Annotated in this window: 32 protein-coding genes; 3 read left to right on the top strand and 29 right to left on the bottom strand. The window is 40.8% G+C overall.

Annotated elements, in window-relative coordinates; all coding sequences use genetic code 11:
- Positions 1-67: 67 nt before the first annotated feature.
- Positions 68-550, bottom strand: coding sequence for a hypothetical protein (locus AC1M9A_RS03485; RefSeq protein ID WP_035270703.1), 483 nt, complete (start codon positions 548-550; stop codon positions 68-70).
- Positions 551-802: 252 nt separating this feature from the next.
- Between AC1M9A_RS03485 and AC1M9A_RS03480 the strand changes: the two genes are divergently transcribed.
- Positions 803-2,269: a GGDEF domain-containing protein gene (locus AC1M9A_RS03480; RefSeq protein WP_481609638.1), complete on the top strand. Its 1,467-nt coding sequence runs from the start codon at positions 803-805 to the stop codon at positions 2,267-2,269.
- 4 nt (positions 2,270-2,273) lie between these two features.
- Here AC1M9A_RS03480 and AC1M9A_RS03475 read toward each other — a convergent pair whose 3' ends face one another.
- Positions 2,274-3,437: an MFS transporter gene (locus tag AC1M9A_RS03475; protein WP_179998280.1), complete on the bottom strand. Its 1,164-nt coding sequence runs from the start codon at positions 3,435-3,437 to the stop codon at positions 2,274-2,276.
- 605 nt (positions 3,438-4,042) lie between these two features.
- Here AC1M9A_RS03475 and AC1M9A_RS03470 point away from each other — a divergent pair.
- Entirely contained in the window at positions 4,043-4,228 is a 186-nt protein-coding gene (locus AC1M9A_RS03470) for a hypothetical protein (RefSeq protein ID WP_481588135.1), read from the top strand.
- Between the two features lie 65 nt (positions 4,229-4,293).
- A complete protein-coding gene (locus AC1M9A_RS03465; protein ID WP_481588136.1) occupies positions 4,294-4,518 on the top strand; it encodes a hypothetical protein in 225 nt (74 codons plus the stop codon).
- A 451-nt stretch (positions 4,519-4,969) separates the two neighbouring features.
- On the opposite strand, the gene AC1M9A_RS03460 is transcribed toward AC1M9A_RS03465, so the two are convergent.
- The 27 genes from AC1M9A_RS03460 to AC1M9A_RS03330 form a co-directional block, all read right to left on the bottom strand.
- Complete coding sequence (locus AC1M9A_RS03460; RefSeq protein ID WP_481609637.1) at positions 4,970-5,734, bottom strand: N-acetylmuramoyl-L-alanine amidase; 765 nt, start codon at positions 5,732-5,734, stop codon at positions 4,970-4,972.
- Positions 5,731-6,045: a hypothetical protein gene (locus AC1M9A_RS03455; RefSeq protein ID WP_481592616.1), complete on the bottom strand. Its 315-nt coding sequence runs from the start codon at positions 6,043-6,045 to the stop codon at positions 5,731-5,733. Before AC1M9A_RS03455 ends, AC1M9A_RS03460 begins: the two co-directional genes overlap by 4 nt.
- Positions 6,046-6,090: 45 nt before the next feature.
- A complete protein-coding gene (locus AC1M9A_RS03450; protein ID WP_481590983.1) occupies positions 6,091-6,303 on the bottom strand; it encodes a hypothetical protein in 213 nt (70 codons plus the stop codon).
- Positions 6,287-6,766: a hypothetical protein gene (locus AC1M9A_RS03445; protein ID WP_481609636.1), complete on the bottom strand. Its 480-nt coding sequence runs from the start codon at positions 6,764-6,766 to the stop codon at positions 6,287-6,289. Before AC1M9A_RS03445 ends, AC1M9A_RS03450 begins: the two co-directional genes overlap by 17 nt.
- The gene (locus tag AC1M9A_RS03440) at positions 6,732-7,241 is read right to left on the bottom strand and encodes a hypothetical protein (protein WP_481609635.1); all 510 of its coding nucleotides are present in this window, start codon (positions 7,239-7,241) and stop codon (positions 6,732-6,734) included. Before AC1M9A_RS03440 ends, AC1M9A_RS03445 begins: the two co-directional genes overlap by 35 nt.
- The gene (locus tag AC1M9A_RS03435) at positions 7,225-7,476 is read right to left on the bottom strand and encodes a hypothetical protein (protein WP_481592619.1); all 252 of its coding nucleotides are present in this window, start codon (positions 7,474-7,476) and stop codon (positions 7,225-7,227) included. The genes AC1M9A_RS03440 and AC1M9A_RS03435 overlap by 17 nt, the downstream gene beginning before the upstream one ends.
- A gap of 14 nt (positions 7,477-7,490) precedes the next feature.
- Complete coding sequence (locus AC1M9A_RS03430) at positions 7,491-7,814, bottom strand: hypothetical protein (protein ID WP_481590011.1); 324 nt, start codon at positions 7,812-7,814, stop codon at positions 7,491-7,493.
- A gap of 45 nt (positions 7,815-7,859) precedes the next feature.
- The gene (locus AC1M9A_RS03425; protein WP_481609634.1) at positions 7,860-10,346 is read right to left on the bottom strand and encodes a phage tail protein; all 2,487 of its coding nucleotides are present in this window, start codon (positions 10,344-10,346) and stop codon (positions 7,860-7,862) included.
- Position 10,347: 1 nt separating this feature from the next.
- Positions 10,348-10,767: an NlpC/P60 family protein gene (locus tag AC1M9A_RS03420; protein WP_481609633.1), complete on the bottom strand. Its 420-nt coding sequence runs from the start codon at positions 10,765-10,767 to the stop codon at positions 10,348-10,350.
- A gap of 64 nt (positions 10,768-10,831) precedes the next feature.
- Positions 10,832-11,074, bottom strand: a complete 243-nt coding sequence (locus AC1M9A_RS03415; RefSeq protein WP_481609632.1) for a hypothetical protein — start codon at positions 11,072-11,074, stop codon at positions 10,832-10,834.
- A gap of 12 nt (positions 11,075-11,086) precedes the next feature.
- Positions 11,087-12,166 (bottom strand): SUMF1/EgtB/PvdO family nonheme iron enzyme, encoded by a 1,080-nt coding sequence (locus AC1M9A_RS03410; protein WP_481609631.1) that lies wholly within the window; start codon positions 12,164-12,166, stop codon positions 11,087-11,089.
- A 20-nt stretch (positions 12,167-12,186) separates the two neighbouring features.
- Positions 12,187-14,073, bottom strand: coding sequence for a CotH kinase family protein (locus AC1M9A_RS03405; RefSeq protein ID WP_481609678.1), 1,887 nt, complete (start codon positions 14,071-14,073; stop codon positions 12,187-12,189).
- A 122-nt stretch (positions 14,074-14,195) separates the two neighbouring features.
- Positions 14,196-15,053, bottom strand: a complete 858-nt coding sequence (locus AC1M9A_RS03400; protein ID WP_481609630.1) for a DUF2163 domain-containing protein — start codon at positions 15,051-15,053, stop codon at positions 14,196-14,198.
- Positions 15,050-15,703: a DUF2460 domain-containing protein gene (locus AC1M9A_RS03395; protein ID WP_481609629.1), complete on the bottom strand. Its 654-nt coding sequence runs from the start codon at positions 15,701-15,703 to the stop codon at positions 15,050-15,052. The genes AC1M9A_RS03400 and AC1M9A_RS03395 overlap by 4 nt, the downstream gene beginning before the upstream one ends.
- 10 nt (positions 15,704-15,713) lie before the next feature.
- Entirely contained in the window at positions 15,714-19,409 is a 3,696-nt protein-coding gene (locus AC1M9A_RS03390; RefSeq protein ID WP_481609628.1) for a lytic transglycosylase domain-containing protein, read from the bottom strand.
- Positions 19,410-19,520: 111 nt separating this feature from the next.
- On the bottom strand, positions 19,521-20,288 hold the full coding sequence (locus tag AC1M9A_RS03385) for a hypothetical protein (protein ID WP_481609627.1): 768 nt from the start codon (positions 20,286-20,288) through the stop codon (positions 19,521-19,523).
- Between the two features lie 73 nt (positions 20,289-20,361).
- Positions 20,362-20,598, bottom strand: a complete 237-nt coding sequence (locus tag AC1M9A_RS03380; protein WP_481609677.1) for a hypothetical protein — start codon at positions 20,596-20,598, stop codon at positions 20,362-20,364.
- Positions 20,599-20,624: 26 nt separating this feature from the next.
- On the bottom strand, positions 20,625-20,945 hold the full coding sequence (locus AC1M9A_RS03375) for a hypothetical protein (RefSeq protein WP_034581963.1): 321 nt from the start codon (positions 20,943-20,945) through the stop codon (positions 20,625-20,627).
- Between the two features lie 6 nt (positions 20,946-20,951).
- The gene (locus AC1M9A_RS03370) at positions 20,952-21,713 is read right to left on the bottom strand and encodes a hypothetical protein (RefSeq protein WP_481609626.1); all 762 of its coding nucleotides are present in this window, start codon (positions 21,711-21,713) and stop codon (positions 20,952-20,954) included.
- A gap of 59 nt (positions 21,714-21,772) precedes the next feature.
- Positions 21,773-22,213: a hypothetical protein gene (locus AC1M9A_RS03365; protein WP_481609625.1), complete on the bottom strand. Its 441-nt coding sequence runs from the start codon at positions 22,211-22,213 to the stop codon at positions 21,773-21,775.
- The gene (locus AC1M9A_RS03360) at positions 22,206-22,688 is read right to left on the bottom strand and encodes a hypothetical protein (protein WP_481609624.1); all 483 of its coding nucleotides are present in this window, start codon (positions 22,686-22,688) and stop codon (positions 22,206-22,208) included. The genes AC1M9A_RS03365 and AC1M9A_RS03360 overlap by 8 nt, the downstream gene beginning before the upstream one ends.
- A gap of 7 nt (positions 22,689-22,695) precedes the next feature.
- Positions 22,696-22,890 (bottom strand): hypothetical protein, encoded by a 195-nt coding sequence (locus AC1M9A_RS03355; RefSeq protein WP_179998029.1) that lies wholly within the window; start codon positions 22,888-22,890, stop codon positions 22,696-22,698.
- Between the two features lie 9 nt (positions 22,891-22,899).
- Positions 22,900-23,283: a DUF4054 domain-containing protein gene (locus AC1M9A_RS03350; RefSeq protein WP_179998030.1), complete on the bottom strand. Its 384-nt coding sequence runs from the start codon at positions 23,281-23,283 to the stop codon at positions 22,900-22,902.
- An 8-nt stretch (positions 23,284-23,291) separates the two neighbouring features.
- A complete protein-coding gene (locus tag AC1M9A_RS03345) occupies positions 23,292-23,675 on the bottom strand; it encodes a hypothetical protein (RefSeq protein ID WP_481588151.1) in 384 nt (127 codons plus the stop codon).
- 13 nt (positions 23,676-23,688) lie between these two features.
- Positions 23,689-24,684 (bottom strand): DUF2184 domain-containing protein, encoded by a 996-nt coding sequence (locus tag AC1M9A_RS03340; RefSeq protein ID WP_481609623.1) that lies wholly within the window; start codon positions 24,682-24,684, stop codon positions 23,689-23,691.
- Positions 24,685-24,690: 6 nt separating this feature from the next.
- Entirely contained in the window at positions 24,691-25,161 is a 471-nt protein-coding gene (locus AC1M9A_RS03335; RefSeq protein ID WP_481609622.1) for a structural cement protein Gp24, read from the bottom strand.
- A 14-nt stretch (positions 25,162-25,175) separates the two neighbouring features.
- Positions 25,176-26,360, bottom strand: coding sequence for a DUF2213 domain-containing protein (locus AC1M9A_RS03330; protein WP_481609621.1), 1,185 nt, complete (start codon positions 26,358-26,360; stop codon positions 25,176-25,178).
- Position 26,361: the final 1 nt, after the last annotated feature.

Below are 26,361 nucleotides of genomic sequence, written 5' to 3'. Positions count from 1 at the left end.
ATGAATAAAAAAGCCTCTTTTTCAGGAGGCTTTTTTTTATTGAAGAATACGCTGGAAAGATTTTAGCTCATGGCAATATACGATTAAGTTTTGCAAAACATTGTCCACCCTTTTCAGATGCACAGAAATTGATTTGATTCGGATTGTCCCATTTTACAAAATATTGAGACAAATCTCCTGCCTGATCTACTTGATTACCAGAGCAGTCTTTTTCGTTGTTCTCATAATTGACTTGCATGACCAAGGTAGGCAACAAGCCCGAAGAGCTGTCTTGAGATGGTTGATACTCAAATAAACCGACCGACCACTCTTTAGCACTATTCACGACCACCTCATTGTTACCACGGAAATTATAATACTCAACACATTTTTTATTATTTGGAATTTCCATTCCCCATAAACCTAAAATTTCTGGGCGCATGTTGATTCGAATATTATTTTCAGGCTGTTGTAAATCAGCACCTTTAGCTTGCGCTTGGACATTTTGATCGGCAGAAGAAAAAGACGTCATTAATAAAAGTAAAGGTGCAAAAAAAACTGTTTTTTTCATACAACATCTATAGGTCAACGTTTAGAGCTAAATTAGCACATTTCAGCAAGAAAACTCATAGAATTAACGTGATAAGAACAATTTTATATAAGAAAATGAATTCCCTATTGATGAAATTTAAATCATCAGCAGTTTAATGCGATCTATTGATTTATTAGTGCAAAAATATATTCTTATCAGAATAATATTCATTCTATACCTCACAGAAAGCTTAAAAATATAAGATTTTATGCAAGGGAATATACGTTAAGTATGACCATATGGATACGAACAGAGCTGATTAAAAACAATGCACAATCTTTTTTGATTGTCATGCTCATCATTACACTTTGTGCTTTGGCTGGAATACTTGGTCGACCTCTCTCATTTCTCGCAATTTTCTGGCCTGCAAATGCCGTACTACTTGGTCTTTTTTTAAGATTTAGTTATCTCAATAATCTTGGTGGCTGGCTTGGGGCCTTTTCTGGGTATATGCTTGCAGACCTAGGTACTGGCAACACTTTACAACTTACTTGGTTGTTAACTCTTGCTAACTTGCTAAACCCATTAGTGACCTTATACCTACTGAACCGGTTAAAAATCAATTATCAAGAATTCAATAAAGGTCTTACATTTGTTTACTTATTTTTAATTAGTGCTTTTGGAGGGTGCCTAGCGAGCCCAACCTTTGCGATTTTAACCATCCCTTATGTTCCTAACAGCTTTATGGAGCTCAGCCGTATTTGGGTTGATTTTGGCATGTGGTGGAGTGGTGAAATTCTTAACTTTGTCGCTTTTTTACCTATTGTTCTCGCATTACCAAGCAAAACTACAGTTCAACAATATTTTATAAATCAAAAAAATCAACGTTTAAGTTTGCCCCTTGTCTTACCCTTCATATTTGTCGTTGTATCTGTAATTCTAACTCACTTTTTTATTGGCCCTGGCGCCATCATGTTCCCGATCGGAGCACTCATCTGGGCAGCATTAACCTACAATTTATTGTTGGTTGCAATCATCAACTGCTTTGTATGTATGTTCTTATACAACAGCTTAAGTGCATATTATCTAACAGAATCTCCAGAAGCATTTATTTCGACAACACTGTCTGTTCGCATCGGTCTTTTCATGCTGGCTTTAGGCCCACTAACATTATCAATTATTAGTTTGAATCGCCAAAAGCTATATCACCAAATATTATATTTAGCGAACCATGACAGTTTAACAACGACCATGAATCGCCGATATTTTTATGAAGAAAGCGAAAAGACGATAGACTCAACTCATAGGGAGGCGAAATCCAATATACACAGCGTGTCTATTCTACTACTCGATATTGACCACTTTAAAAAAATTAATGATCAATATGGACATGAAATAGGTGATATTGTTCTCAAAGACTTTAGCAATATCGTCAGATCTCTAATTAGATCAAATGATTTATTCGGTAGAGTTGGCGGTGAAGAATTTGCCATCTTAATTAAAGATAGTAACCTACCAGCCTGCATTAAAATCGCACAGCGTATATGCGACCGCGTGGCAGAAACACCGATTATGATCAGGCAAAATCAACATCTCAATATTAGTGTAAGCATAGGTTTAAGTTATCAACAACTTCCGTCTGGCACCCCATTCCAACAATTGATTAATCGTGCAGATGTTGCCCTTTATCAAGCCAAATCTGAAGGACGAAATAGATTATGCGTGGATCCGCAATTACTATTTACTCAAACATCATAAGTCACTATCTTGCTTCAGTGGGCTTGAGATTTGGTAAAGCGGATAAAAATATGAAACCAATCAACGTTGAAGCTCCTGCAATGATAAAAATATAGCTGCCAGAAATCAGCTCCCAATATTGTCCTGCCAATACGCTTCCAGATGCCACACCCAAGCCCCACATCGTACTATACAAAGCTTGAGCTCTACCCTGCTGCCCAGCAGAAAAGTGCTCAAAAATAATGCGCATCGCCAATAAGTGAAATAAACCGAAACTGAATGCATGCATTGTCTGGGAGAGAAATTGGAGAACAAAACTTTCAGGAAATAAACCAACAATCAAAAACCTAAGCCCAGTCATCCATAAACAGATCGCAACCAACTGACGCCATGTAAAACGATTTAAAAAAAATGATGCATAGGCAAACATCATGATTTCAGCAATAACACCTGTTGACCAAAGAAATCCTGTTGCTGTGGTACTAAATCCAGATGACTGTAAGTAATTGCTATAAAAACTATAGAATGGTGCTTGAGCAAACAACATAATGAACTCAATTAAGAAAATTGCTTTCACAACTGGTTGTTTTAAGACTGGAATAATGGATTCAAGTGTTTTTTGGGCTTTTGGTGCGCCCTTCGGTTCTTTTACTGTAAATGACCATAAGAACGCTAGAAATGAAATACTCAGTAATAAAATCGGGAGATACTGAATATCGATGATTTCAAGAATTAGACCAATAAAGAAAACACCAACAATAAACCCAATCGATCCCCATTTTCTCACTTTGCCATAAAGTTCATTTCGTTTTTCACCTAACCAAAATAATGTAACGCCTTCAAATTGAGCAAGTATCGCATTTTGAAAAAAGCTGAAGATCAACATTAACAAGGCAATTGATTGAAAATTATTGGGTATAATAAAAATGAGGAACCATATACTCGCTTCCATCCATGTTGCGATTCGCACCAATAGCATTCTTTTACCCGTTTTATCCGCCACCCAACCCCAAATAAACGGCGCAAAAAAACGTGTCATGATTGCAATTGCACTAAGCCACCCAATCTCTAAAAAGCTAAATCCTTGATCTTGCAGATATAGACTCCAATACGGCATGAAGGTACCGACAATCGCATAGTAGAAAAAGTAGAATCCACCTAATTTTGTTTTAATTGGCAACGCTTGTATCATATTGCAATTACCAGTATTTTCAATAAGTTAATATCATTTAATAGTTGCATACATTTGTTACCACTTAGGTGTAATTGCACTTCATCAGTCTACAAATCAGTCTACAAATTTATTTTTTTGTAGACTCTTCATTTTTTGTAGACTGAAGATATTTACGTCTTAGAAAATAATTCTGTGATCATTTTCATCAGAATTAATTGTTAGTAAGTTACTAAAGAAATTTTATACTTTACCTATAAGGTTTCCTACCCAATTTTGCTATTTCTCTTTTTTGAGTATTCAGCGGATAGCATAACTTGCAAAGTATTGAAAAAATTTCAATCTATAGATTGTGTCGCACTAGACTGGGATAATAGAGTTTGATGAGGAGATTATTGCTAAATTGCTAATGTAAAAATTTATAACAATGCATGAGTAAGAGTTTTTATAAATTACAAATATATTAATTTAAATATTATATTAATAATCGATTAATATCAGGCACTCATAATAAATATTTCTAAAACTATAAATCTTGATACATATTCAGGGTATCTATTAAAAAATATAAGGCACATGCTGAGTTTGTCGATAATACTATTGACAATTCAAGGACAATCATTATGTCAAATTTCACAAAGTCAAGTGACTCTAAAACCCAGCAACAGAACCAGCAACAATCAAACCCTGTAGGCGATAATACGCAAAAAGCTCAGCAAGAAAAAAATAAGGAACAGCAATTAAATGCTGAGAACAGACAAACTAAAGATGCTCCGAAAGAGCATACTGAGGTTGAAGTTAAAAAATAACTTATAACTCAGAATTCTTAAATCATTTAAAAGGTTTAACTCCTTTTAGGTGATTAGGATAAATAATGAATATTGTTAAAGTTAAAGTCCATAAAATGTATGAAAACTTTCACAGAAATCCAGCTATTCAATATGTTGGGTTTTTTGATGATAATAATGTATTAATCAGCTTATACGATAACAATAATATTAAACTCATTAATAAAATCGGGACGTTGCAATGGGTAAGTATTGCTACCAATCAAGCTTACTTTGTTGAAATACCAGATCATATTAGTGCCGAGAATTAAACTCATGATGATTAAATACCCTCAAGTAATCCTCGTTTTTCACAAAGAGTCAAACCACAGTGATCGTAGATGTGCTTGGGCAAACTATAATTATCAAGGGAAACTAAATAACATTACGGATTTTTATGGCCAGAATTTATCTCTTTACGATGGCAATAAAGTTGTCATCGATGGTGATATTTGGGTTCTGGAAAGTCATCTACACAAGGTATATAGAGATAGAGGTCGCAAATGAAAAAAATTCTAAGTGCATTCGATTTAAAACGTAATTTATATTTCAGAAAATTAATGCTCGATGGTGATTACAAACAAAATGTATATGATTTAAAGCATAGGAATAATTATGATTTATATGTATATAAATTAATAGATAGTGAATCAGGCAGAAAACTGTACTTTAAAAATTTTGTTATATTTAAATAAATTAGCCCTCATTTAGAGGGCTATCTCTTTACTGGTTAGCGATAATTACTTTTGAGATTTCTCTTGCAATCAACCATGCTCGATCTTGAATTAGCTTTGCTTCAGCATCATTAGAGATAAAACCAACTTCAAGAATTAAACCTCCATTTTGTACGAAAGCCAATTTGCCTCGAGCTGATTTAGACTGATCAATCCAACCATTATCTCCACGAAGTCGTGAACCAGTGATTTTCTGAACGGCTTTAGAGATCTGTTGAGCCAATTTCTTATCTTTAGGTAATGAGATTGTTTCAATACCAACAGCAGTTTTGTTTGCTGCTGCATTCATGTGAATCTCTAGAGCAATTTTAGAGCCTTTGATCAATTTGAGTGCTGAAGACAATGGATCGTTCTGAGTACCGATACCATCAGTTTTAACCTGTAAGCCCGCCTGCTTTAGGTAATAAGCTAAAGCATTTCGAATGGTTACAACAAAATCGGCTTCTTTAAGATTGCCATTTACCGCACCAGGATCAGAATTTGAATGCCCTGCTGTTACAGTTACAAACTGATTAATGCTATGCAGTTCAGGTTGAGCCTTCAAGCGAGCAAGAATCATAGCTATACCAACAAAACATCCGACAAATTCTTTCCATTGTTCGGGAATGTAGGTTTTTAGCTCTGGTGGAATAACATTCCACACCTGTACAAACTGATCACAGAATAAAATTAAGGCATAAAAAAAAGCGCTAAATGCGCCTACTTGTACTGACTTGAGTTTCCAAGCCTGTTTCCAATTTTCAATTAATTTCATTTTCTATCCTCTCTGAGGCTTTTCATAATAGCCACATCTTGTTTGAGTTGATTGATTGTATTAATAGTCCACGAAGCACTAGTTATAGATATGCCGAGTAGAATAGTTGATGCCCATTTAAGTAAACCTATCGCACCTTGAGCACGATTGTTTTCACGCTCTAGGGCCTCAATCTTGATCCGATGCTGATCAAGTGCTTGGTGATACCCTTTGTTAATGGCATTTGATTCAATAAGTTGTTCAGACACTTTTTGGAGTTTGTCTGTTACTTCATTTAATTTTTTCCAAATTGATGCACTAGGTTCATTCACTAACGCCCCCTTAAAATCGGCAATAAAAAAACCACCCAGAGGTGGCTATACATTAAATGGGTTATAGTCCCATTCAGTAAATTCAGATATTGGCTTTTTATATTCCAAAATCCATTGATCAGGTGGTGGTAATGCTACCCATTGCTGAAAATTAAAAACAAACCAAGTTCCGTTTTCTTCTTTAAGATAATAATGTTCGCCAATTTGACTGCGATAATAATCTGAAAAAAACTGAGTACCTTCAGGCGGCAAGTGCATACTGATCTCCTATATAAGGTTTGCCAACAGCAATAAATTGTACAATCGCACCAACAGCATTGGTTAGAACCATAGCTGCTAACAAGCCTGCAGAATTCGCGGTTTTTGCTCTACCACGTGCTCGAGTAGTTGTAATACTCGAAGGAAATAGACATGCAAATGCAGCATTCCCAACAGCAGTATTAGTTTCGGGATTTAAAGCAAATCCTGTGATGAATATTTTGGGTGGTTCAGCAAATATGTTTTCAGGAATGTTGATTGTAAAGAAAGCATCCGATTCGTCTGCCACAACCTCACCTTCGTAAACAACTCTAGGCCCACCACTCGAAGACTTAAGAACATTACCTACCCGATTCCAATCAACATATAGTTGATTGTTATGCAGAATAAAGTCATCCGAAAATTCTTCAAGCTCAGGTACTTTTACTTCACTCGGAAACAATATCGGGTTGTTCTGGCTCATAAGGTAAAATCCACCCTTTAATATCACCTTTTAAATTTCTCAAGGCGACCGTAAACATACTTTTAATCAATGCACGCACATCAGCTTCACTCATAAATTGTGTCAAATCAATTCGCACTTGATCACCTGCAGTATCAGTGAGCACTAACACCTTTCCCTCAACCACACCACCATTTACGTGGACATCAGTCATAAATGCTGAAAAATTTAATTCTGTCGTTTGACCAAGCTCATTAACATAAGTGATAAAACGTGCACCTGACTCTGCATCGACTCTTGAAGAGAGAGCTGTTAATGTTTGATTGGCTTTAATAACATTAATCAATAATTGCGATTCAAAACTTAAGGCTATGGTTCCGTTTGGCTTGATATGAATAGATTCATTATCGACATTTACTTGCAGTTGATTATTCGCATTGATTGCTAGGCTCGGATGCAGATCATCCTTTAGTAAGATATCAAGTATCTGAACCATATATATTCCCCGCTAAATCTCTGAACAAAATTCTATTTTCATTAATTTTTTGATCAATTCGATCATCAACCTCATCTAAAGTTAGTCCAGGATCGCCTTTGGGTCCTTGACGACCAGCTTCATTTACTTGAACGACTTTGATGGGCATTTTCGCAACTATTGCTTTATTTGATGTGCTGACTGTCACCTTAAGCGCTGAATTTTTCACAATGACTTTCTGTGTGTTTTGACTCATAGAAATACCCTCCATTAAGAGATTCGTTCATCAACAATCCATTTGCTTACACCTTTGTCTGGCATAGGAAATACATGACCATCTTTCAAATAAAAGTAGACATCCCAAACATGTTCTCCTATAGGCCAATCATCAGTAGGACCTGTTTCTATAATGAGTCGACCAGGTGTTTCCTCATCAATGGAAATGATGAGTTCTGCAATAACCTCACGACTAATATTTCGTATCTTGCTGCGGATCTCAGTCACATCACTAAAGTCATATGGTGTGCCATCACTATTATTAACGTCTAATGGAATAGGCTTATTCGTACCCTGTTTAATCACGATATCTCGCAATTGATTACCCCTTTAAAAATGAAACCACCCGAAGGTGGTTTGTGATTAATCCGCAGTGGCTTGTGTGATTCGTGTTGAATAGTTCCACGAGGTCGGCTTCCATACGTCCCGTGCAGTAACACGCACATAATATGTGGTCGTTGATTGCAAGCCAGTAATCGTGCAAGCATTTTCAGTACCTGTCCAACGTGCAGCTGTAGTTTCGGGATCAAAGTTCGCATTAGTGCTGATCCACACCTGGTAATCTTTCAGATCAGGCACTTCACTTGGAATCCAAGTTACTGTGATCGAATCTGCAGTTGCCGATGTGTACACGTTCAACAATTGAGGTGGCACTGGATTACTGATATTCAACTCAGCAAAGGTACTGACAATTGAACCGTTTTTACTTGCGACACGTACCGTATAAGCACGCTGAATACCGTCGATTTTTGCTTCATCCATGCTGTATGAATAATCGGTATTCGTTGTATCAACAGTTCGAAGTAATACACCATTCGACCAAATCTGAACAACATAACCTGTCGCACCAGCTGCACTTTGCCATTGAACTTTAAAACTCGTCCCTTCAAATGCAGACTGCAGCGATAAACCTTTAACACCTGCAGGACGACCACCATTGATTGTGTAACTGTATGCCGTCACTTCATCCAAGGTTTCTTCCTTTTGCTCAAGACCATTGAAGCTTGTGAACTTCAGATAAATCTGCTTACCAACCATATTTTCATTGTAATCATGGCTAAAAATAGCACGATCAATACGGACAAATGCTTCACCTGAATTATGTGGACCTGCATCATCAAAACGTCCACGGACCACATCGCTTAATGTATACAGCCCAGATCCATCCAATGTGGCTTCGACGTAGTTAATATATTCGTCACCAACGCGGCATAGAGTTGCATCAACCTCAGCATCTTCAACCGTACCACTGAACATCTGGCTGGATGTATTCAACTGGATCTGCATCTCTGTATGATCGGCCTCAATCGCTGAAACCAAAGTACCATACCGAGCAGAACCGTAGATCGTACCGACCATTTCATAAGTCGTGTTATCCAGGCTGACCCAGACGTTACAGCCACCCCAATTGATGCCACCGGATACTGCTACCCAGATCTGATTTATACCGCCAGTCAAGTCTAATGGTGGCTCAAAAATATCAGGTGCAATAACGTTTCCAGGCTCTTCATTTCCGCCTTGGTACCCATTAGAGGATTGAAGGTCATATTCAATGGCAGAACGAGATCCAACAGCCAGCTCTTCAGCTGTAATAGAAAGCACTCCATCTTCATCTTCCTCAACACGAGTGATCCGTACTGGAAACTGATTCAATCCCAAAGATCCATCAGTGATGGTCACGATGTCCATTGGCTCTAATCGACAGTACTTCCAGCCTAATTCAAACTCATATTCATTTCGAACATAGAGTTTTCGCTGTAATAGCAATTGCACCGCATGACGCGCAATTTTTGGCTCACAGAAAAAGTCGTACTTGATCGGATCTTGGGTACGAAGCCCAAACATTTCAATATTGGCTTGGTCCTTGGCTTCAACCGTTTCAGTATTGTATTGGTTAAAACGATTCACGTACTCAATTTGGCAATGATTATACGCATCTGTATCACGACTTCGACGTACCCGAACTGGCTGATCTTCACCTATAAAATCGTCATCAGTAAGGTGATAAACCGGCTCCAGATCAGGTACGAACGTTACCCCATTTCCACTGACGACACTGTCACCATAAGATCGGATCTTCAAACCGTCTGGACTAGGTACCACGGCACAATTCACCGCTTCAACAATTTCATTGATGATTTCGAATGCTTCACGCTGTTCTGTCAAAGCAGGACTGATCAACAAATTGGTTGCTGTACAATAGGTCCGAAATTCAGACAAATCTGCCATTTGCAAAGTTGGTGATGCGCCATATCGTGGATTGGTAATGAAGTCTTCAATTACATCTGCAGGATTGGCATCTTGAATCGTTTCTGAGAATGTAATGTCGCTAATTACTTCAAAATTGTGATTCGATAAGCTGGCACTCCCCCCCAGATCGTAGTTGGCACATGCGACATAACCGAGAAATGGATAGTGCAATGCCTGGTCAGGATGCTTTGATGTGAGATAGCCCCAAACAGGATTATGATCACCATCAAATAATTCAAACCCTAGCTGATCAATGGGTTTAAGCTGGATACCACCTTCCGTTTTAGGAACAATCTGTTCTTTGTCACGCCAGATAATCCCAATATCTTTGATTTTATTTTCACAAAGCCCCAGCATGAAGGACGCGCTATAGGTATAAGTCGTGTTTTTGGTTTTTACACCACCACCCTTCCCCCCTTGCTTTTTCGTTGTTGTGTGGGCCGTGGCTGTAAAATCCCCATACCAGAACATATTGGCAGCGACACGGTTTTTACCGTAAACCAGAGGCTGGCAAAGACCATAGGCTGACTGCTGGATACGCATTGAATTGATACGTTTGTCAGATGTACTGACGGTACCACCACCAAAAACACCACCCATTTTATAGCCCTCTTAAACGATAAAACCCGGCAATTCGCCGGGCTAAACTTCCTTTGGTTCCATCCTGAAGAATGACTCCCTGATGGATATATGAGTGGATAATCGTTGGCCACTCAATGACAATTGCAGCATGACTGATGCACTTGCCAAAATGATAAAGAACAATATCACCAGGCTGAGGATCGTTTACCTGATCACAAAAGTTTTGAATGTGCTCAAGATAGCGCTGCCCCATCTGGTGCATATGCCAGTCAGGTGGGTATGGGCCTGGATCGTAATGATCAATCAGCCCCACTGCTTCATAGACTTCACAGATCAGTGTTCCACAGTCCACACCCACGCCTTTGACACGCCCCTGATGATGGTAGGGTGTGCCAAGCCAAGTGAGCGCTTCTTGTACTGCAAGTTGGTTTTTTTGCATCACTTCACCAAAATTTAGACATAAAAAAAGCCGCTCAATGGCAGCACCTAGTTCATGATTTTATTTACAATTTACCACTGACATGAGCCCAGACATAATCAAGATTAGTTTGTGTCAAACCATCCAAAACTTCATGCGTAGTAGCCGCGTTATCAATGATTGACTTGAAGCCAGGGAAAGGCTCTTCAATATCTGAGATAGATACATTGGCTCCTGTTTCAATCGAAATAATTTCAATGCGGCCATCATCAATGCGGACGCTATGAACTTCTTTTTGGCCATCGTTGTTTACAATTTTTAAAGTCATGTCAAATTATCCTTATGGTTTGTAATAAGCTGGGCGTGAACCTAAAACATTTATTGAATTACTGCGACTATCTCCTAATCTGAAAGAGAAAATATTTGCACCATTACCTTCGGAAAAGTGACCGCCACGACTCATCACAGTTTCTTCAGAACTCACATTAACATTGTTTCCACCCATTGTATTTTCAGTCCATATATCAAGAGGTAGCCAAATAGCAAGCTTGCGTAATACATTTAAAGCTTGAGATGAAACTGGAAAACTAGCTGAAGCTTGAGTGTTATAAACATTTGTTCCGGTAAGTTTCAAAGTGTAGGGATCTGTATTACTTGCATTATTAGTAACGCGAACAGCATAAGGAGTTGTACCACTCCCATTTGGTAAAATTAGATCGCCAGTTCGAGCATCAATCGCTCTCCACATACTACTTTCATTTGTTAATAAATCCAGCGATGCTGAATCGTTATTGGTCGTGACTTGCAACTCACCAAGAACTGTTCGAACACCTTGGAGCATATCTTTTGCATTCCCTGCTAAATCAGATATACCGTTGTATTTTCCGTTGTGGCGAAAAGAAACAGGGCCAGAACCTGTTAAAATCCGTGGATCACCTGTTGTTACACCAGCTTGCGAATCAACACCATCAACACGACGACCAAATTGTGTTGCATCTAAATGGCTTCTGCCATAATACCCATTTCCATGCGGCATCGTGCCGTCTTTCCATGCCTTTAGAGCTAATGCAGCCCATTCTGCATTTGTCATCATGTGGTGTCCCGCACCATTTGCTCTAGATGCATTAAAGTAAGCTGTATAGCTTGAGGCCGCGGGCGCTTGGTTAGGCAAGCTCAGTAACTCGCCGTTTCGAATCGTACCAGAGTACGTGCCAACATATATTTCGCTCTTTTCAATACCATTGATTATGAATGCTGGATGTGTGCCTGCTAAACCTTCGACAACCGAACTCATATCAAACTTTTTAATGATATTCATGAATGTTGGCTGACCTTTAGCTGTGTACAATACAGTCTGAGATCCACCGCTTGCAGCTTCTACTGAAGCACGTAAAGAATCTTTAATTAAAATCGTACTCATGTTGAGTTGCTCCTGATTTACTAAGATGAAAAATTGAAATAGCTGTCACACAACGGCAATCGTATTGAAAGCCAGTCATATATTTGTTTTGTTGATCCAGTTTGTTGAAGTGTTTGATAAATCGTTCCACCAGGAACTAAATTCCATCTGGTATTTTCAGCTTCAAAAAGCGCAGTTGGAAATTTACGTGTTAGGCTCTCGCAAACATTAAGAATGTTTTCGATACTAATAATATTTTTTCGTCTTAAATCAGCATAACGCGCATCAATTTCAGCACCATAAATCAGTCTGAACTTTGCCAATGTACCCCAACTGCTATTTGCAGCAGTACTTGGTACTATTAGTTTGTTGGCTGGGTGCAATTCCGTTACACCATCTGCATCGTAATAAACACCTGTAAAATGGAGCCCAAAAACAGTATCAACGTCATAAGGTAGGAAATGCCAAATATTGCCATCCCACGTTGTATACAGAGTGTTTTTATGAAGGTGATCCCACAAGTCACAAACTTGGCAAAGAATGATGTAATCCATCATGCTCTTACGGTCTATGTAGTTATCAATTCCTGCAGTCTCCATTCCAGACTTTGACATCTTCAAGAAAGCACTAAATCGATCATAATAGCCTTGAGATTCTTCATTCCAGGTTGCAGGCCGTCTGACATCAAATGCAGCCTTTGTTAAACTACTGTTCGCAGGATCATACGGAGTCGCAGGCAATGCATAGAGATTGACACCGCCTTCTGGATCAAGCTGTATATGTTTTGGTGAATCTTTCTTAAGATTATAGTTGTCTCGCTTTTTACCAATATTTAAACAACCTAAACCGTAAAACTCACCATTGATATACATCACAGCTGGAAAACCATCTACATGCCCAGTTGCACCCGTCGGTAAAGACCCCAAACCAACACCGCCTGTCATATTTACAAAATCAGGTTCACGCTTTGGCCAACCAGAACGTGACATTTGCATTTGATCCCAAATTCGATTTACAGCAATATTCCTGCAATGCGTGTTGTCAACAAAATTTGCTTTGAATACAAGTTCATCATGTGGCATTAAATGCCCTAGTTTTACTTTTATCGCATCTTCTCTTGATTCATTATTAAAGAAACCTAATGTCCAATTTTTCTTTGGAAAATTTGCACTTGATGATCCTTGAACTTCAAGTGTTCCAAAGCAACTCAATACCTGCCCTGCAACACTAATCGTGTTAATTGTATTAATTACTGGGCCTTTAGCCGTCGGCAATGCTTGATTTGTTTCTACATCAATTCTAATCAGCTCATCTGGTGATGATAAAATAACTACATTTTCAGATTCAATTTTTGCATTACTGCCAGATTTTTCAGGATCAAATCCATCTAATTTAGAAAGCTCAACTGTTTTCTCATGCTCACTCATCAATGCTTTTAGCTTAATAGCTTCAGGTTGCAATTCATTAGCGATGAAATTAACACCCTCAACTAAAGAGCTAATAGCTAATTGATGTTTTTGCGATACATCAGCATTATTTCTAGTTGCTAAATTAACAGCATCTAAATCATCTCTACATTGTGATACTACTGTTATTAAAGTAGTCAGACCTGTGTACAAGTTCAAAATATTATTTTGATCTACAACATCACTCGCTTTAATTTTTTCATCAGTGCTTATTTGAAGAGTGCTGATCACATCAACTAACTGTTGAACTGCTACAAATATATTAACAACATTGTTCTTAATAGAATTATTTTGAGACTGAATATCATTAAAATTAATGTCGTATTCTGTCAAATAACGCGCTATCGTATCGATTAAAATCTGGATTGAAAATAACAGTTTGGCATCATTCATTCCCGTTTCGTTACTTAAAGCTATTAAATCACTTTTTTCAGGAACACTACCTGCCATTTCAGCAAGCATTTCACGCACTTCAGAATGCTTTTTGGTTTTATTGCGAAAATCCGCAGGACTCGGAATTGGCATGATTTCTACCCCATAAAAAACCCAGCTCAATGGCTGGGTATGGATTAATACAAATTTAGTTAAACTGCGGTTTCAGGTACTGGTATAAATGGCGCACCACGGAAACGACTAAAGTTATTAAAACGGTTTTGACATGTCTCAAGACGTTTATCACACCCTGGATAAACTTTAATTCGTTGCCCTGCCTGCGGTGCTTCCAACAATGGCAAAGTCAATAACAAAGCACCCGATTCATGCATGCGAATGGTTCGTTTTAGACCAGCATTGCCACCGTCTAAGAACTCAATCACACCTTGAGTAAACCAACCTTGAGGCTGATTCACCTGGCATAAAATTCGTGCTGTAGTACTGCCCGATTCAATCGTTGTTTGCACCATAAAGTTTTGACGCAATAGACCGCATGCCGTATCAAATAGCGTGTTGGTACAGCTTGGCTGATATAGGTTTCTTGGCATTTGCACGTTCAATTCGTCCAGATCTGAAGCAACACTGGCTTGAATTGAATTTCGATCTAAGTCAGGCTCAATGATTCGACCTTCGAACAATTTGATGGTACCGGCACTGGTGTCCGTTGGTGTATTCATATCCATAAATATGCGTTCTAACTTAAATCGAGCACCGTCGAGTTGGCCATTATGAAACGCTTGAACAACATTGATACCGTTCCATTCATTATCATCAATACAATTAATACCGATCGATAAATTATCAACCTCAATACCCAGTGACAGGCTTATCCCTTCACGACTGATGATGGGACCACTTGAACTATATGTTTGACCTGCAACAGTCAAATCAAAGTCATAATTGGTATATCGAAATACATCACCTTGAACTGTCGTGATCGTATAAAGATCTGCCATCACAAACTGATCAGCATCAAGTAACGCAATTAGTTTTGCAGAAGCTGCTCTCATACTTTATTTCCTAGAGATCCAACGAGATCAACTCTTTTTGCATTCCAAAGTTTATGCATGAAATTCGTAAACTGTTGTTCATCATCAGCAAATCGACAGCGGTAGTAATATGTTCCATCGACTTCAAACTTAATGCCTCCATCTATTGGTTTGGATAACGTGATCTTTCCATCTTTTGAAATAATTGCAGTTGTATCATCCCAAAACAGATCGTCGTCGTTATCACTCCAAAATTGCTGATTGTCATTTTCATTCCAAAATGTTGGATCCACATCAAAAATTGTCTCAGCCTTAGTGTGAGCCAAAGGTATTACGGATGTATGCATCTGCTTATAAAGTTGATAGCTTGTTGTCGTGCCATCACCTTGAAAAGTGCAATTAAACTCATAATCATCAGGCATTTTGAAAAGAAATGAATCGAAAGCACCACGGCGCTCTAAAAAGAAACTTTCAAGTTGCTGTAATTCATTCCTACCATTGTATTCACGTAAAAATGCAAATGACATTGAGATTTCATACTTAGGAATGGCTTGGTAACTTGCGCGAAGTTCCCGACCGTTCACAGACGTCATTATTTTGGTATTAAAAATGGGAGTTTTTGACAACTCCCATTCAAGACCAGGTAATTCAGGAAATAATACATCAGACACAAAAACCCCCTTAGGTACCGAAATTACGGCGATGGCCCTTTAATCCACTCGCCAATTCACGACCATGCTTTTCAAAGAAACGCTTTACGTCACGTGAGTCAAAGGCTTGAATTGAGAAATGGTTACTCACTTGCTGACTTGGAGTTTGAGGTGTGCCAAAGCCTCCATCTGCACTTAGAGACTTACCTAAGGCACGAATCGTATTCGCGTGCTGTTTGGGTAAAACCATTTCTTCTTCGTGAAGTTGTGTCATAGGGTTTACACCAGCAGGAATATCGTACCCGCCTCGAGCAGATGCCACTTTTCCAACAATTGCAGATACACCCGCAAATGCGGCAATACCAGCAGCTACACCCAAAGCAGGACCTACGATTGGTATTGACGAAAGCGCTGCCCAAGCACCAGCCATAGCCTCCCAAGCCGACATCATGATTGACTTTAAGACTTCCATGAGCTTTAAACCTAAACGAGCAATTACACCTGTTGAAGTTGCAGCGGTTTTCATGCCTTCACCAGCTACCACGGCGCCAGTCTGTGCAGCTTGCCCAGCTACTTCAGCCGCCGTCTCTGATTTGATAAACCCTAATTTAATCGCCATACGAGTTGCTAAACTTGCAGCGTATTTTTTCAGTGGTTCACTAATCATGCTTTGAATAAATGCCCCTGCCAGTTCTGTAAAAATGGCATTCATGGCATTTTTCCAAGTCAGCGTGCCATTCATCATGGACTGAATGCCTTTATCCCATAGACCAGACATTCGTGACGTTAGATTCCCAAACTTATCCTCAAAGTCTTTCATTTGGGCATCAGAAATCATGCCTGGTACTTGGATATCAGACACCGATCTTTGATGATCTAATGCACTGATTTCATTGGTTACGCCACTTACCCCAGAACTATTCCCAGTGAGTTGACTTAGCTCTTGTTCAAGATCTAGGCGCTCCTCCAATCCAATACGCTTGATAGCATACAACTGTTCTTCAAGTTGCTTTGCAAGACGTACCTTTTCAACATTATTGATTCTTCCAGCATCAAGATCAGCATCCAAACGTGCCATTTCTAGCTCGAATATTTGCTGAGACAAAATCATTTTGCCTTGAAGCTCTTCCTCATGAAGCGTCTTGAGTTTTTCAAGTTGTTCAACACGAATCGCTTTGATTTTGTCGGCGGCTTCCTGCTCAGCTTTGATTGAAAAAGCTTTCTTTTCTTCAGCTGACAATATAGAAGAATCAATGTCACTTAGTTCTTTCTTAAGATCTAAAGCAACCTGCTTGCTTTCATCTGCATATTTATACTGCAGTGCTAGCATTTCCTTTTCAGCTTCTTCAGCTTTGCGGATTTGCTCTTGAAGTGATTTATCAAAATCTGAAGATTCAGTCCCTGCTTCTACACCGTTAACGCCAGCCATGTAACCCTTGACGTTTTTCACGTACTGGCGATTAATTGGACCAATACCGGTACCACGATCAACATTCCCTTCACCTGCATGATAAGCAGAAATAGCCTTGTTGATATCACCATACTTATCTAGCAAGAAACGCATGTATTTGGCTGCGCCTTCAGCAGCTTGTTTTGTGTCGAATGGATCAGATACGCCAAAGCGCTTGGCGGTCATATCCAGCATTTGAAAGTTGCCTTTCGCCGTGCCGTATTTAGTCTGAACGCCTTCAACATTTCGCCCCTTAGTCTCTTGCATGTTAAGAGCTGATAGCATGCCACTCGGCAAGCCATACTTGGCTTCAAAGCCTGAATAGTTAAACTTTTCAGCATTCGCTTTTACACGTGCATTGACCTGCAAGATCTGTTGCTGTTTTTCAAGCTCCTTAGTTTGACGTTTTTGAGTCTCCTCAGCTTTCTTTTCAGCCTCCTCACGCGCTTCAGCTGCTTGTTTACGCTTCCAGTCCGCTTCTTCAGCCTGTTTAACAGCTTCAGGCATTGCACCGTCTTTAGCGGTGTATCCCATACCAGCCTTATCACGAGCATCTGCCATGTGCTCAGCACGCTCACGCGACACACCACCAACGTTCATGTTGTGTTGAATATAGCGTTCTCGTTCAGACTGTTTGTTAGATTCACGAACATACTCCATCTGCTTTGCAGTCAAATTGGCTAATGCATTTGCTTTATCGTTGATGGAATTGGTGTGTTCCTTATTATCCTTAGTACCTTGTGTCACAACTTGGTTATAAGTTTTTAGAACACCCTGAGCATCAATGACTGCTTTACGCTCTTTATTAACGGCAGCAGCTTTCTCATCAATTCCAGCCTTATGTTTAGACTCAACTGTTCGTAGGTTATTAATACCTGTGGCTAGTTGATCTGAATTCAGCTTGCCTTGAATATATTGATCGTGGAGCTCTTTAGCTGCTTTTTTATCAGCATCTGATGCATCGGAATGATTAACAACCGCACGCACCAAGCCAAGTAATGCAATTTCCTGTTTACGGAAACCCTGCTCAGCTTTGGATAGGTCTGCCGTGGCTTGTCGCGTCAATACACGCTGTTGGGCTTTATCAAGCTTTTCATATTCCTCACGAAGTTGAGCAACACTTTTACCTTGTGTGCTTAAAGCTGGAACAGCTTCGTCACTGCTTCGTTTCATGTAAAGGAATGCAGCACCTGCCGCTAGACCTTGAAATGCCAACATACCTAAGCCAGCAGGTCCACCGAGCAATGCTGAAGCACTACGTAAGACACCCATCGCCGTCGCGGTACGCATTGCCTGCCCCTGAAGCGCAGACAATTGCATCTGATATGCCATGCCTTGGGCTAGGCCGATCACAAACTCTTTAGCCAAAACGGCGCATTGAACAACCAATTTAGCTGAAATAGCAGCACCTAAAGCGATGGCTACAGCTTTAATATTGTCAAAGTTCTGCGCAATAGCAGTCACTGCAGGCGTTACTGAATTGATCAGCATTGCCTGAAAGCCTTGGAAATGAAGCTCTAGTGTGTAAAGGTTTTCTTTAGCCTTACCGAGGTTGTCCACCATATCTTTAGACATGATAGCGCCAGCATTCTTGGCTTCTTCACCCCATTTTTTAAATCCTGCACCGCCGTCTTTGAGTAATGGAATAAGCAAACTGCCATCATTGACGATCTGCTCCATGTAAGTGATAGTTTCAGCGTGCGATAAATTGGCTTTTTCCAATCCATCGTAATATGCCTGGATAACTTCTGGACCACTTAAATCTTTGAACATATCGATGGTCACACCAATTTTAGGCGCAACCTTTTCAAAGAAGTCCATCATTTCGCCTTCACCACGGCGTGCTTCACCGAGCCGATCTAGCGCGTCCTTACCCATCATGCCGAACTGTTCTAATGACAATCCAGCTGTTTGAGCACCCTTGGCAAAGTATTGGAGGTCTTCTACCGATTCACCCAGCATGTCAGACATTTTCTGAACTTCTGAAGCGGTGCTAATTGCATTGCGAGTGAAACTGACCAATCCATCTACAGCTAAGGCAGAACCAATACCAGCAGCAATTTTTTTACCTAGGCCCAGCATCTGCGTTGAGATATTGCTTGAAAGATTATCAAAGGTCTTTTGCACACCAGACACGTCAATCTGAAAGTCCACTTTTTTACCTGTGACTTCAATCTCCTGCGCCGTATCTTTGACAATACTTTCAGCTTCATTCATGCCTTTTTTAAGTTCGGAAGTCTTCGCACCAACGTGCACTTCCACTCGATTGTTGCTCATAATTCCTATCTCGCAGGCATAAAAAAACCGCCGTGAGGCGGTATAGAAAATTTTCAGGTATTAAAAAGCACCCTAAGGTGCTTCTTTAAGTAAGTTTCAAAACTATGGGAATTACTGTTTTGTTCCTAAGTACAGTACTGCGTTCTGCCTATTGCTATTTTCTGCCACTGCATAAAGTGATTTAATTGATGAATCATAATAAACCACACCCTTTACAGACTGTCCCGCTAAGAGACAAGGTGAATAACCAAAAGCTAAATCAACATTGTAGTAAGGTGCATTTTCTTCAACTGCTATTTTCCCCGAGAACGTGCAGCCACTTTGTCCCTTACCTGAAATCACTCCCGTATTTGAAATTGTTAAGGTTGCTTCTTCAATACCTTCAACTATCGCTGATTGACCTATATAAGATCCTGCAATTGTCGTGAGATTGGATACCGAGTTATTTAATTCAGCATCATATAAAGTGTCAAATGTAACCTGATTTGAAGGCGTATAAGTGATCGTTCCATTTAGGCTCTTTTTAGTTTCAAAAGTACCATTAATAGATGTGTCGTAAACTGCACTACCACCAAAATAAAAGTCTTTGCCTTTATTCGCTTTTACTGTATTACCAGAAACAATTAAGTCACCAGTCATGAAGCCAGTAATTCCGTTAGAATAAGGTGGTGTATATAAAAACCAAAATTTATTTTTTTTATCTACCAACCCAATAACATTCTGCGCTTGATTGGTCTTGCCAGTGTAAATACCTGTGACTTCAGCATTAGCTACAGGTGTTTTATCTCCCTCATTATTAGAAGAAGAGGAATTACCCCCGCCACCACCGCAAGCAGTCAATGCCAAAGTTAATAGACCCAATCCAATTACTTTTTTCATGGTTATATCCAAGTTGTTATAAAGTTCCCGCGAACTTTAACCAACTCAAATACTTTAATCAATCAGGGCGGCCTTAGCCACCCTGAGGAAAATTCTGCAGATCCGCGAATAGATCATCTTCATCATCGCTTTGCGTATCATCTGAACCTGTAATGTCATCAATCCCCATAAATGCTTCAAGGATCCGACAAAGACGCTGAATACCAACATGGCTGGGAGGACACTGCTTATGGTACGCATTCAATGCTTTAACTCTTGGGAAATCCAATTCATTACGCACATAGTCGTAATCCTTGCCCAATGTCAGCACCAAATGCGTGTACAGCTCCTCCCAGTCTATTCCCCCGAATCAGTGGCCTGCTCGTCTTCACCTGTATAAACCAGACCAGAAGCCCCCATGACCGTTTCAAATACGGCGTTCACGTGGCCAACGTCAAGCAGTTCATCAGCAACAAATTCACGTGTAATGTCAGGATAGTTACGCTTTAAAGAGCCATGCGCAACATCCACCACTAAAGCAAAGTCACTTGGATCAAAGGTTTTAAGCTTTGGCATCAGCTTTTCAGCAGTACCTAAGGACAACGGCGCAAAAATCCAAATCTGGCCATTAATTTTAAGCGGGTTACCACGTGGGTTTTCGACCTGATTAAATTGCATATGGTATTACTCCGAAGTAGTCCATTTGAAGACACGGCCTAAATCATCGGCCATTGGCTGGAATTCAAACTCAGGTAGATCGTAATCATCCTGTTTTGAACTGAACGCAAGCTTATTGCTGACACAGCGGAAGAATTCAATACCAAAGAATTTACCCTTGTAGTCACGCATCAGATCAACACTGAATTCAGGCGTATAACCCATATCCAAGTTGCTTACGACACCTGATTTGGCACCTGCCACCGTCGCTGTGTATTTAAAGCTGATAAATACCGTTTTACCCACATCGGCAGATGCAAAGGTATAAACACCTGTCGATTCATCCACACTGTATTGACCTGCAACCGGTGCACTCGCCACACGCTTTAATGGAATAGCTTTGGCATCAGTCACGCCTAAATCTTTCAAGAATGTACCGCTGTTCGGAACGACTGGTGTTACGGATGCTGCAACGACTTCACCATTGATGGTTTGTGCGACTGCAGTAATACCACCTTCAGTGACTACGCCACCAAAGAAAATGGAATTCAACAATGCGCCGTTGATGCGACCCATTGTCGCTTTACACTTAATCGAACCCTTACCGCGTGCGGCATCTACGGCGAACTGACCACGGCCATAGAGTTCTTTTAAGTCATAGCTGATATCAACTGACGTTGACTGCAGTACGCCCACTTCAACGGGTGTGCCATTGGTGATTGGATTACCGTGCACATCCTGTAATGGTGTGGCAAAGATTTTACCGGCACCAAATAAATATTGAGCCATATCGACCTCTTAAAAATGAAAAACCGCCGTATTGGCGGTCATGGAATTTATAAATTGCTTTAGGTAGTGGTAATGATCCGTATCGGAATGATGGCAATCCCTTGGTCATCGAGCATGTTTTCAACTGCTTCAAAAACTTCGATTGTGCCCTCAATCCAACAATGCTCGACCAATCCCCCTAAGGTTTGGTATTCGCACATATCAGGATGATCAGGTGCAAGCTTGGCACGTACTTGATCAATCATCTGATTCAACTGTACCGACGGCGGTATCGTTGGATCTGATTCATGAATGTATACGTACACTTCCGCTTCAAGTTCAACCTTGGCATCCAAGCCCTTGATAGGCACTTCAGTTTGATTGCCTTGTGTCACAAATAACGCTGGACGCTGTTCGGGAGTAACATGGTTAAAATGCTTCAAGCGTCGACTGGTGGTTTTAATCCCATCAATACATGAAAGTCGGTCAAACAATGCCTGGTAAATGGCTTCACTATTCACTGCTCAATCCTCTTTCAATTGCTGCATCAATATTCTTCGGCACGATCTTCGCCACTTCATCCAATGAATCACGCATAAAACGGCGCTCTTTCATATCCACTTTACGTGAATGGGCTTTGATCATGACTTGGCGTGGTGTGATTGGCTGACCAAAGACTTTCTTGATTATCCGAAGATGTGCCTTAATGGCCATCGCACCTTTAAGCCCAAATTCATGCGCAAAAGCATACGGTACCAAGGCACCACCAGCTCCGACTGTACCCTCGATCCAGTCCTTATCCTCTTCCACCTTGGATGAAACGGATCCTCTTAAACGCCCAGACTGCACATTCAAACGCTGACCTGTCAGCATGTCTTCCTGAATGGTGCGCTGAAGTTTAAGTGTGAGTGCATTTACCGTGCGCCGTATTTCAGCACGTACACGTTCATTGACCTCGTTAAAATCAACATCAGCATCGACACGGTAATCACTCATACATCACCTACTTTGCAGCAGCAGTTTCTTTTTTAGGTTCTGCTTTGGTTTCAGGTACCGCACGTTTAAAACCATGTGGTGCCAAGATGTGTGCAATGTCGGTATCCGACTCGATCACACCTTTTTCAACCTTGTACGTGGTGCCTGCAATTTCAAGCGAAGTCGCTTTGAAGTTTTCAGGCGCTTGATACTTAAATGACATGCCTTGCTCCTAAACAACGAAAGCACCAACACCAATACGATTGGGATTAGTACCATCATTGCCAACTGGAATTGAATTTTTTAATGCCAGGTAACGCTGACCATAAATACTTTGGTTATAAAATGCATCGGTACCCGAACGTGAAAAACTCACGCTCTGACCTGCAATAGTCATACTTGATGCATCTGAAAAGCTGTTACCTGACTTTGATTTATGTGCAACTCTGAGAATATGTGCTGCATATAGACCCACAGCACGTTCTTTCAGATCACCAAATTCAAGCGCCGTTACAACAAGACCAGCTTCTTCTAATGCATCGGCAATTTCAGCATCAGAAGTATTTAATAATGTTGTGTCGTACTTAAACTTTAATTTAAAAGCTTGTGGGTCCATAGTTCACCTTATTCAGTAGCTTGAGCAAGTTTTTCTTGCAGCTGTTCAAGGGTTTCATCGTCAGCAAAGGTGATTTCAAGATCAGTCAACGCTTTACGCACATCATCAATCGTGAGCTCAGCAGTTTTGGATTCATCCTTGCCTTTACCTTCATCAGTTTTACCTGATTGTGCACCTTTACCACGACCTGAAGCAGGTTTTTCAACCGCTTCTGCAATCTCTTCAACAGCCAGCTCACCAGCATCAATCAAATGCTTAGCAAACTTATTTTTTTGAAGTGCTTTGTGGTGATTGGCTTCAACTACTACGGCGATACCTTTAGGTAAAGTTACCAGGCCTGCAAAAACAAAAGCGGCATTAGAGCCGCTGTAAGTGTATGAATATTTAGCCATGAGATTTTAATCCTTATGCATGATCAAGGTAACGAAGTGAATCAACACGCTTTAGCCAAACACCTTGGTATTTGTAGTGGCCTGGCACAAGTACATCCAGGCCTTTCGGTTGCGCCGTCAGGAACTCAACGCTGTTACCTTTAAACTGGATACATGATGGATCACGGCGATAAATGATCGAACGGTCAGCACCAGCGGTACCTTTGCCATTACCACGACCAGAACCACGAATAGTTAATGTTTTGCCCTGAGTGGTGAAGATGTTGTTTTCTTCAATGTACTTCAGGAATGTTTTACCGCCTGAGTTTGGTACCACACGTGTTGAAAGGTGTGTGTACTGCGCTGATGCCATCAAGTAGGTATCAGGCTCAATAGACGCATCACCGTCAAACAGGTCTGCTGAGTCAGCCAGCGAATTATTGAAGTCGGATAAAACCTCTTCAATGGTAGCCGTAGACCAATCATGCTGCCCTGTCACAATAGTGACGCCTGTTTGGTTTAAGAAGCCATTCACCTGTTCAAGTTGACCACTCGCATTGGCTTTGGTGTAACCATACCAAGCCACATTCGACATGTGCTTTTCAGCTGCCAAATTTGCAGCCTGAACTTTATCCGCTTCAAGCGTGAGGTTCATTTGCTGTGCGGTCGCCAATTCAACCACTGAATATTGGTAGCCAATCACACCCACCTTCACAGGTAGGCTTACAGTATCGTATTCAACTTCTGCAAGCGGAATATCATCACCTGTACCAGCATAGTCTTCGCCGATACCCACGCCTTTTTTACGAGACAGAATTTCACCACCACCATAAACCGCATTTACATTGGTCACTGGGATGAACTTGGCATAGTCAAGGACCTGTGCAAGCTGTGGTGTAATTTCGTTTTGTTCTTCGATCTTGACGAAGAGCTGTGCCAATGCATCCATGTTGAACGCATCGCCAACTTGTGCCTGAATGGCAGGTGAAATCGGCGTTAAACGCGCTTTCATTTTTGCTAATTTGCTCATGTTTAATTAAGCTCCACGAAGATTAAGAAGGGCTAAACCATCGGCACCTGTCACGGTTTCCCATGCTGCACCTGGTAATACTGTTCCGTCAGTTGCTAAGCTCGACAAAGAACCCAACGGCGCTGCTGTGGTACCGTTTGCAGTTTTTACGTAAACCGCAGTAGTAATGTCAGTGATTGGCGCTGAAGGCTTAACCCAAATCGCACCTTCAAACATCACTGGCACCATATCAGCCGCTTTATAGGCTTCTTTGTCAGCCGCCGTTTTGCCTGTCTTACCAACGCCGTGGCGTACCACCACACCAAAGCGTGTAGGTGTAGCACCTGCCACAGCCGTTACTGATTTGCCATCAGTCGTGCGGACAACCACATCACCATCATTGACTAAAGTCAGACCTGAAAGCGGTAATGACAGTACAACCTCTTTGGCAGTTAAACGGCCACGTTGACCGACCACCGCATTTAATTGCTGAACCATGATTCAAGTTCCCCTTAAATTGTTTTGTATGCAGCAGACTTGTCATAACCCTTATTTTCTTTAGGGTCCTGATTATTGTTTTGCTGTTGTTGCTGTTGATGTAATGCATCACCGACGGCATTGCCTGGTGTAGTCGACTTAACTGCTGCCAGGGCACGGAACACCGTGTCGATCTGCTCAGGTTTAGCATCACCGACGGCGACTCCACCCAGTACAGCGGTCACCAATGTGTCACCTGCTTTGGCTGCAATCACATCACGTTTGATTTGCTCACATGAACAGCCTTCAGTTTTGATACCTGGTACCAAGGCAATGGCGTCCGCAACCACTGACGCACGTTCAGCGACGACCTGATCAAGCTTTTCCGGTGTGATTTGGTTTTTTTCAAGATCACCGACTTTTTGCTTCAGTTCTGCATTTTCAGTCTGCAAGGTATCAACCACCGCTTGTACAGCTGGCAATTCATCACCGACGGCAAATTGTTTGTCACCGACTTTAAGTTTTGCTGCTTTTAAGTTTTCAAGCTGGTCTTCTTGTTGCTTTACAGCATCAGCTAGCGCTTGGTTGTCACCAATCTCAAAGCGAATACCGTTTACTTTAATTTCCATCTTTTTCCCCTTTGGGTTTGGGTTTTGGTCACCGACGCGACAATCACCGCCACAGCGACCGTATTTCACCAGCGCCACGTGATTGCCTTTAAAATTGATAAATTTGGCTTGATACGGCGTACCATCTGGCGCCGTGCCTTGTTCAAGGACAAGATCAGCCGCGTAGCCCAATGAGATCTCAACGCGCTCATTGTTTTGGATTAGACCGATACTGTTTTGATCTTTAATGATCAGATCACCGACCAAGAAATCACCCTCTTGGCGCACATTGAAACATTCGCCAATGTGGTAATCCTTCCAGTTGGAAGCATTGATTTCATTCTTAGGTGGGTGATAGTCCGTTGTGTCTACGCCGTCGAATCCTTTAATGACTTCAGGTTTGAATAGGTCCTCAGCTGCCACATAGACATTAATGACCTGATCCGCTGAATAGCCTTCCAGATTTGGAAATTCATAAGCGTAGTATTGACGGACTTGCGGTGCTTTGGCCAAGCGAACGTTGACGCATTTCAGGTACCCTTCTTGAGTAAATGAGCGTGTACTTTCGCTTGGTGCAAAATCACCAATTTTGAGTTGGTAAATGAGTTTCATG

Source organism: Acinetobacter sp. ANC_7634, from assembly GCF_056779875.1.
Note: the sequence above shows the minus strand (reverse complement) of the source record. Positions and strands in the feature narration are given on the sequence as shown.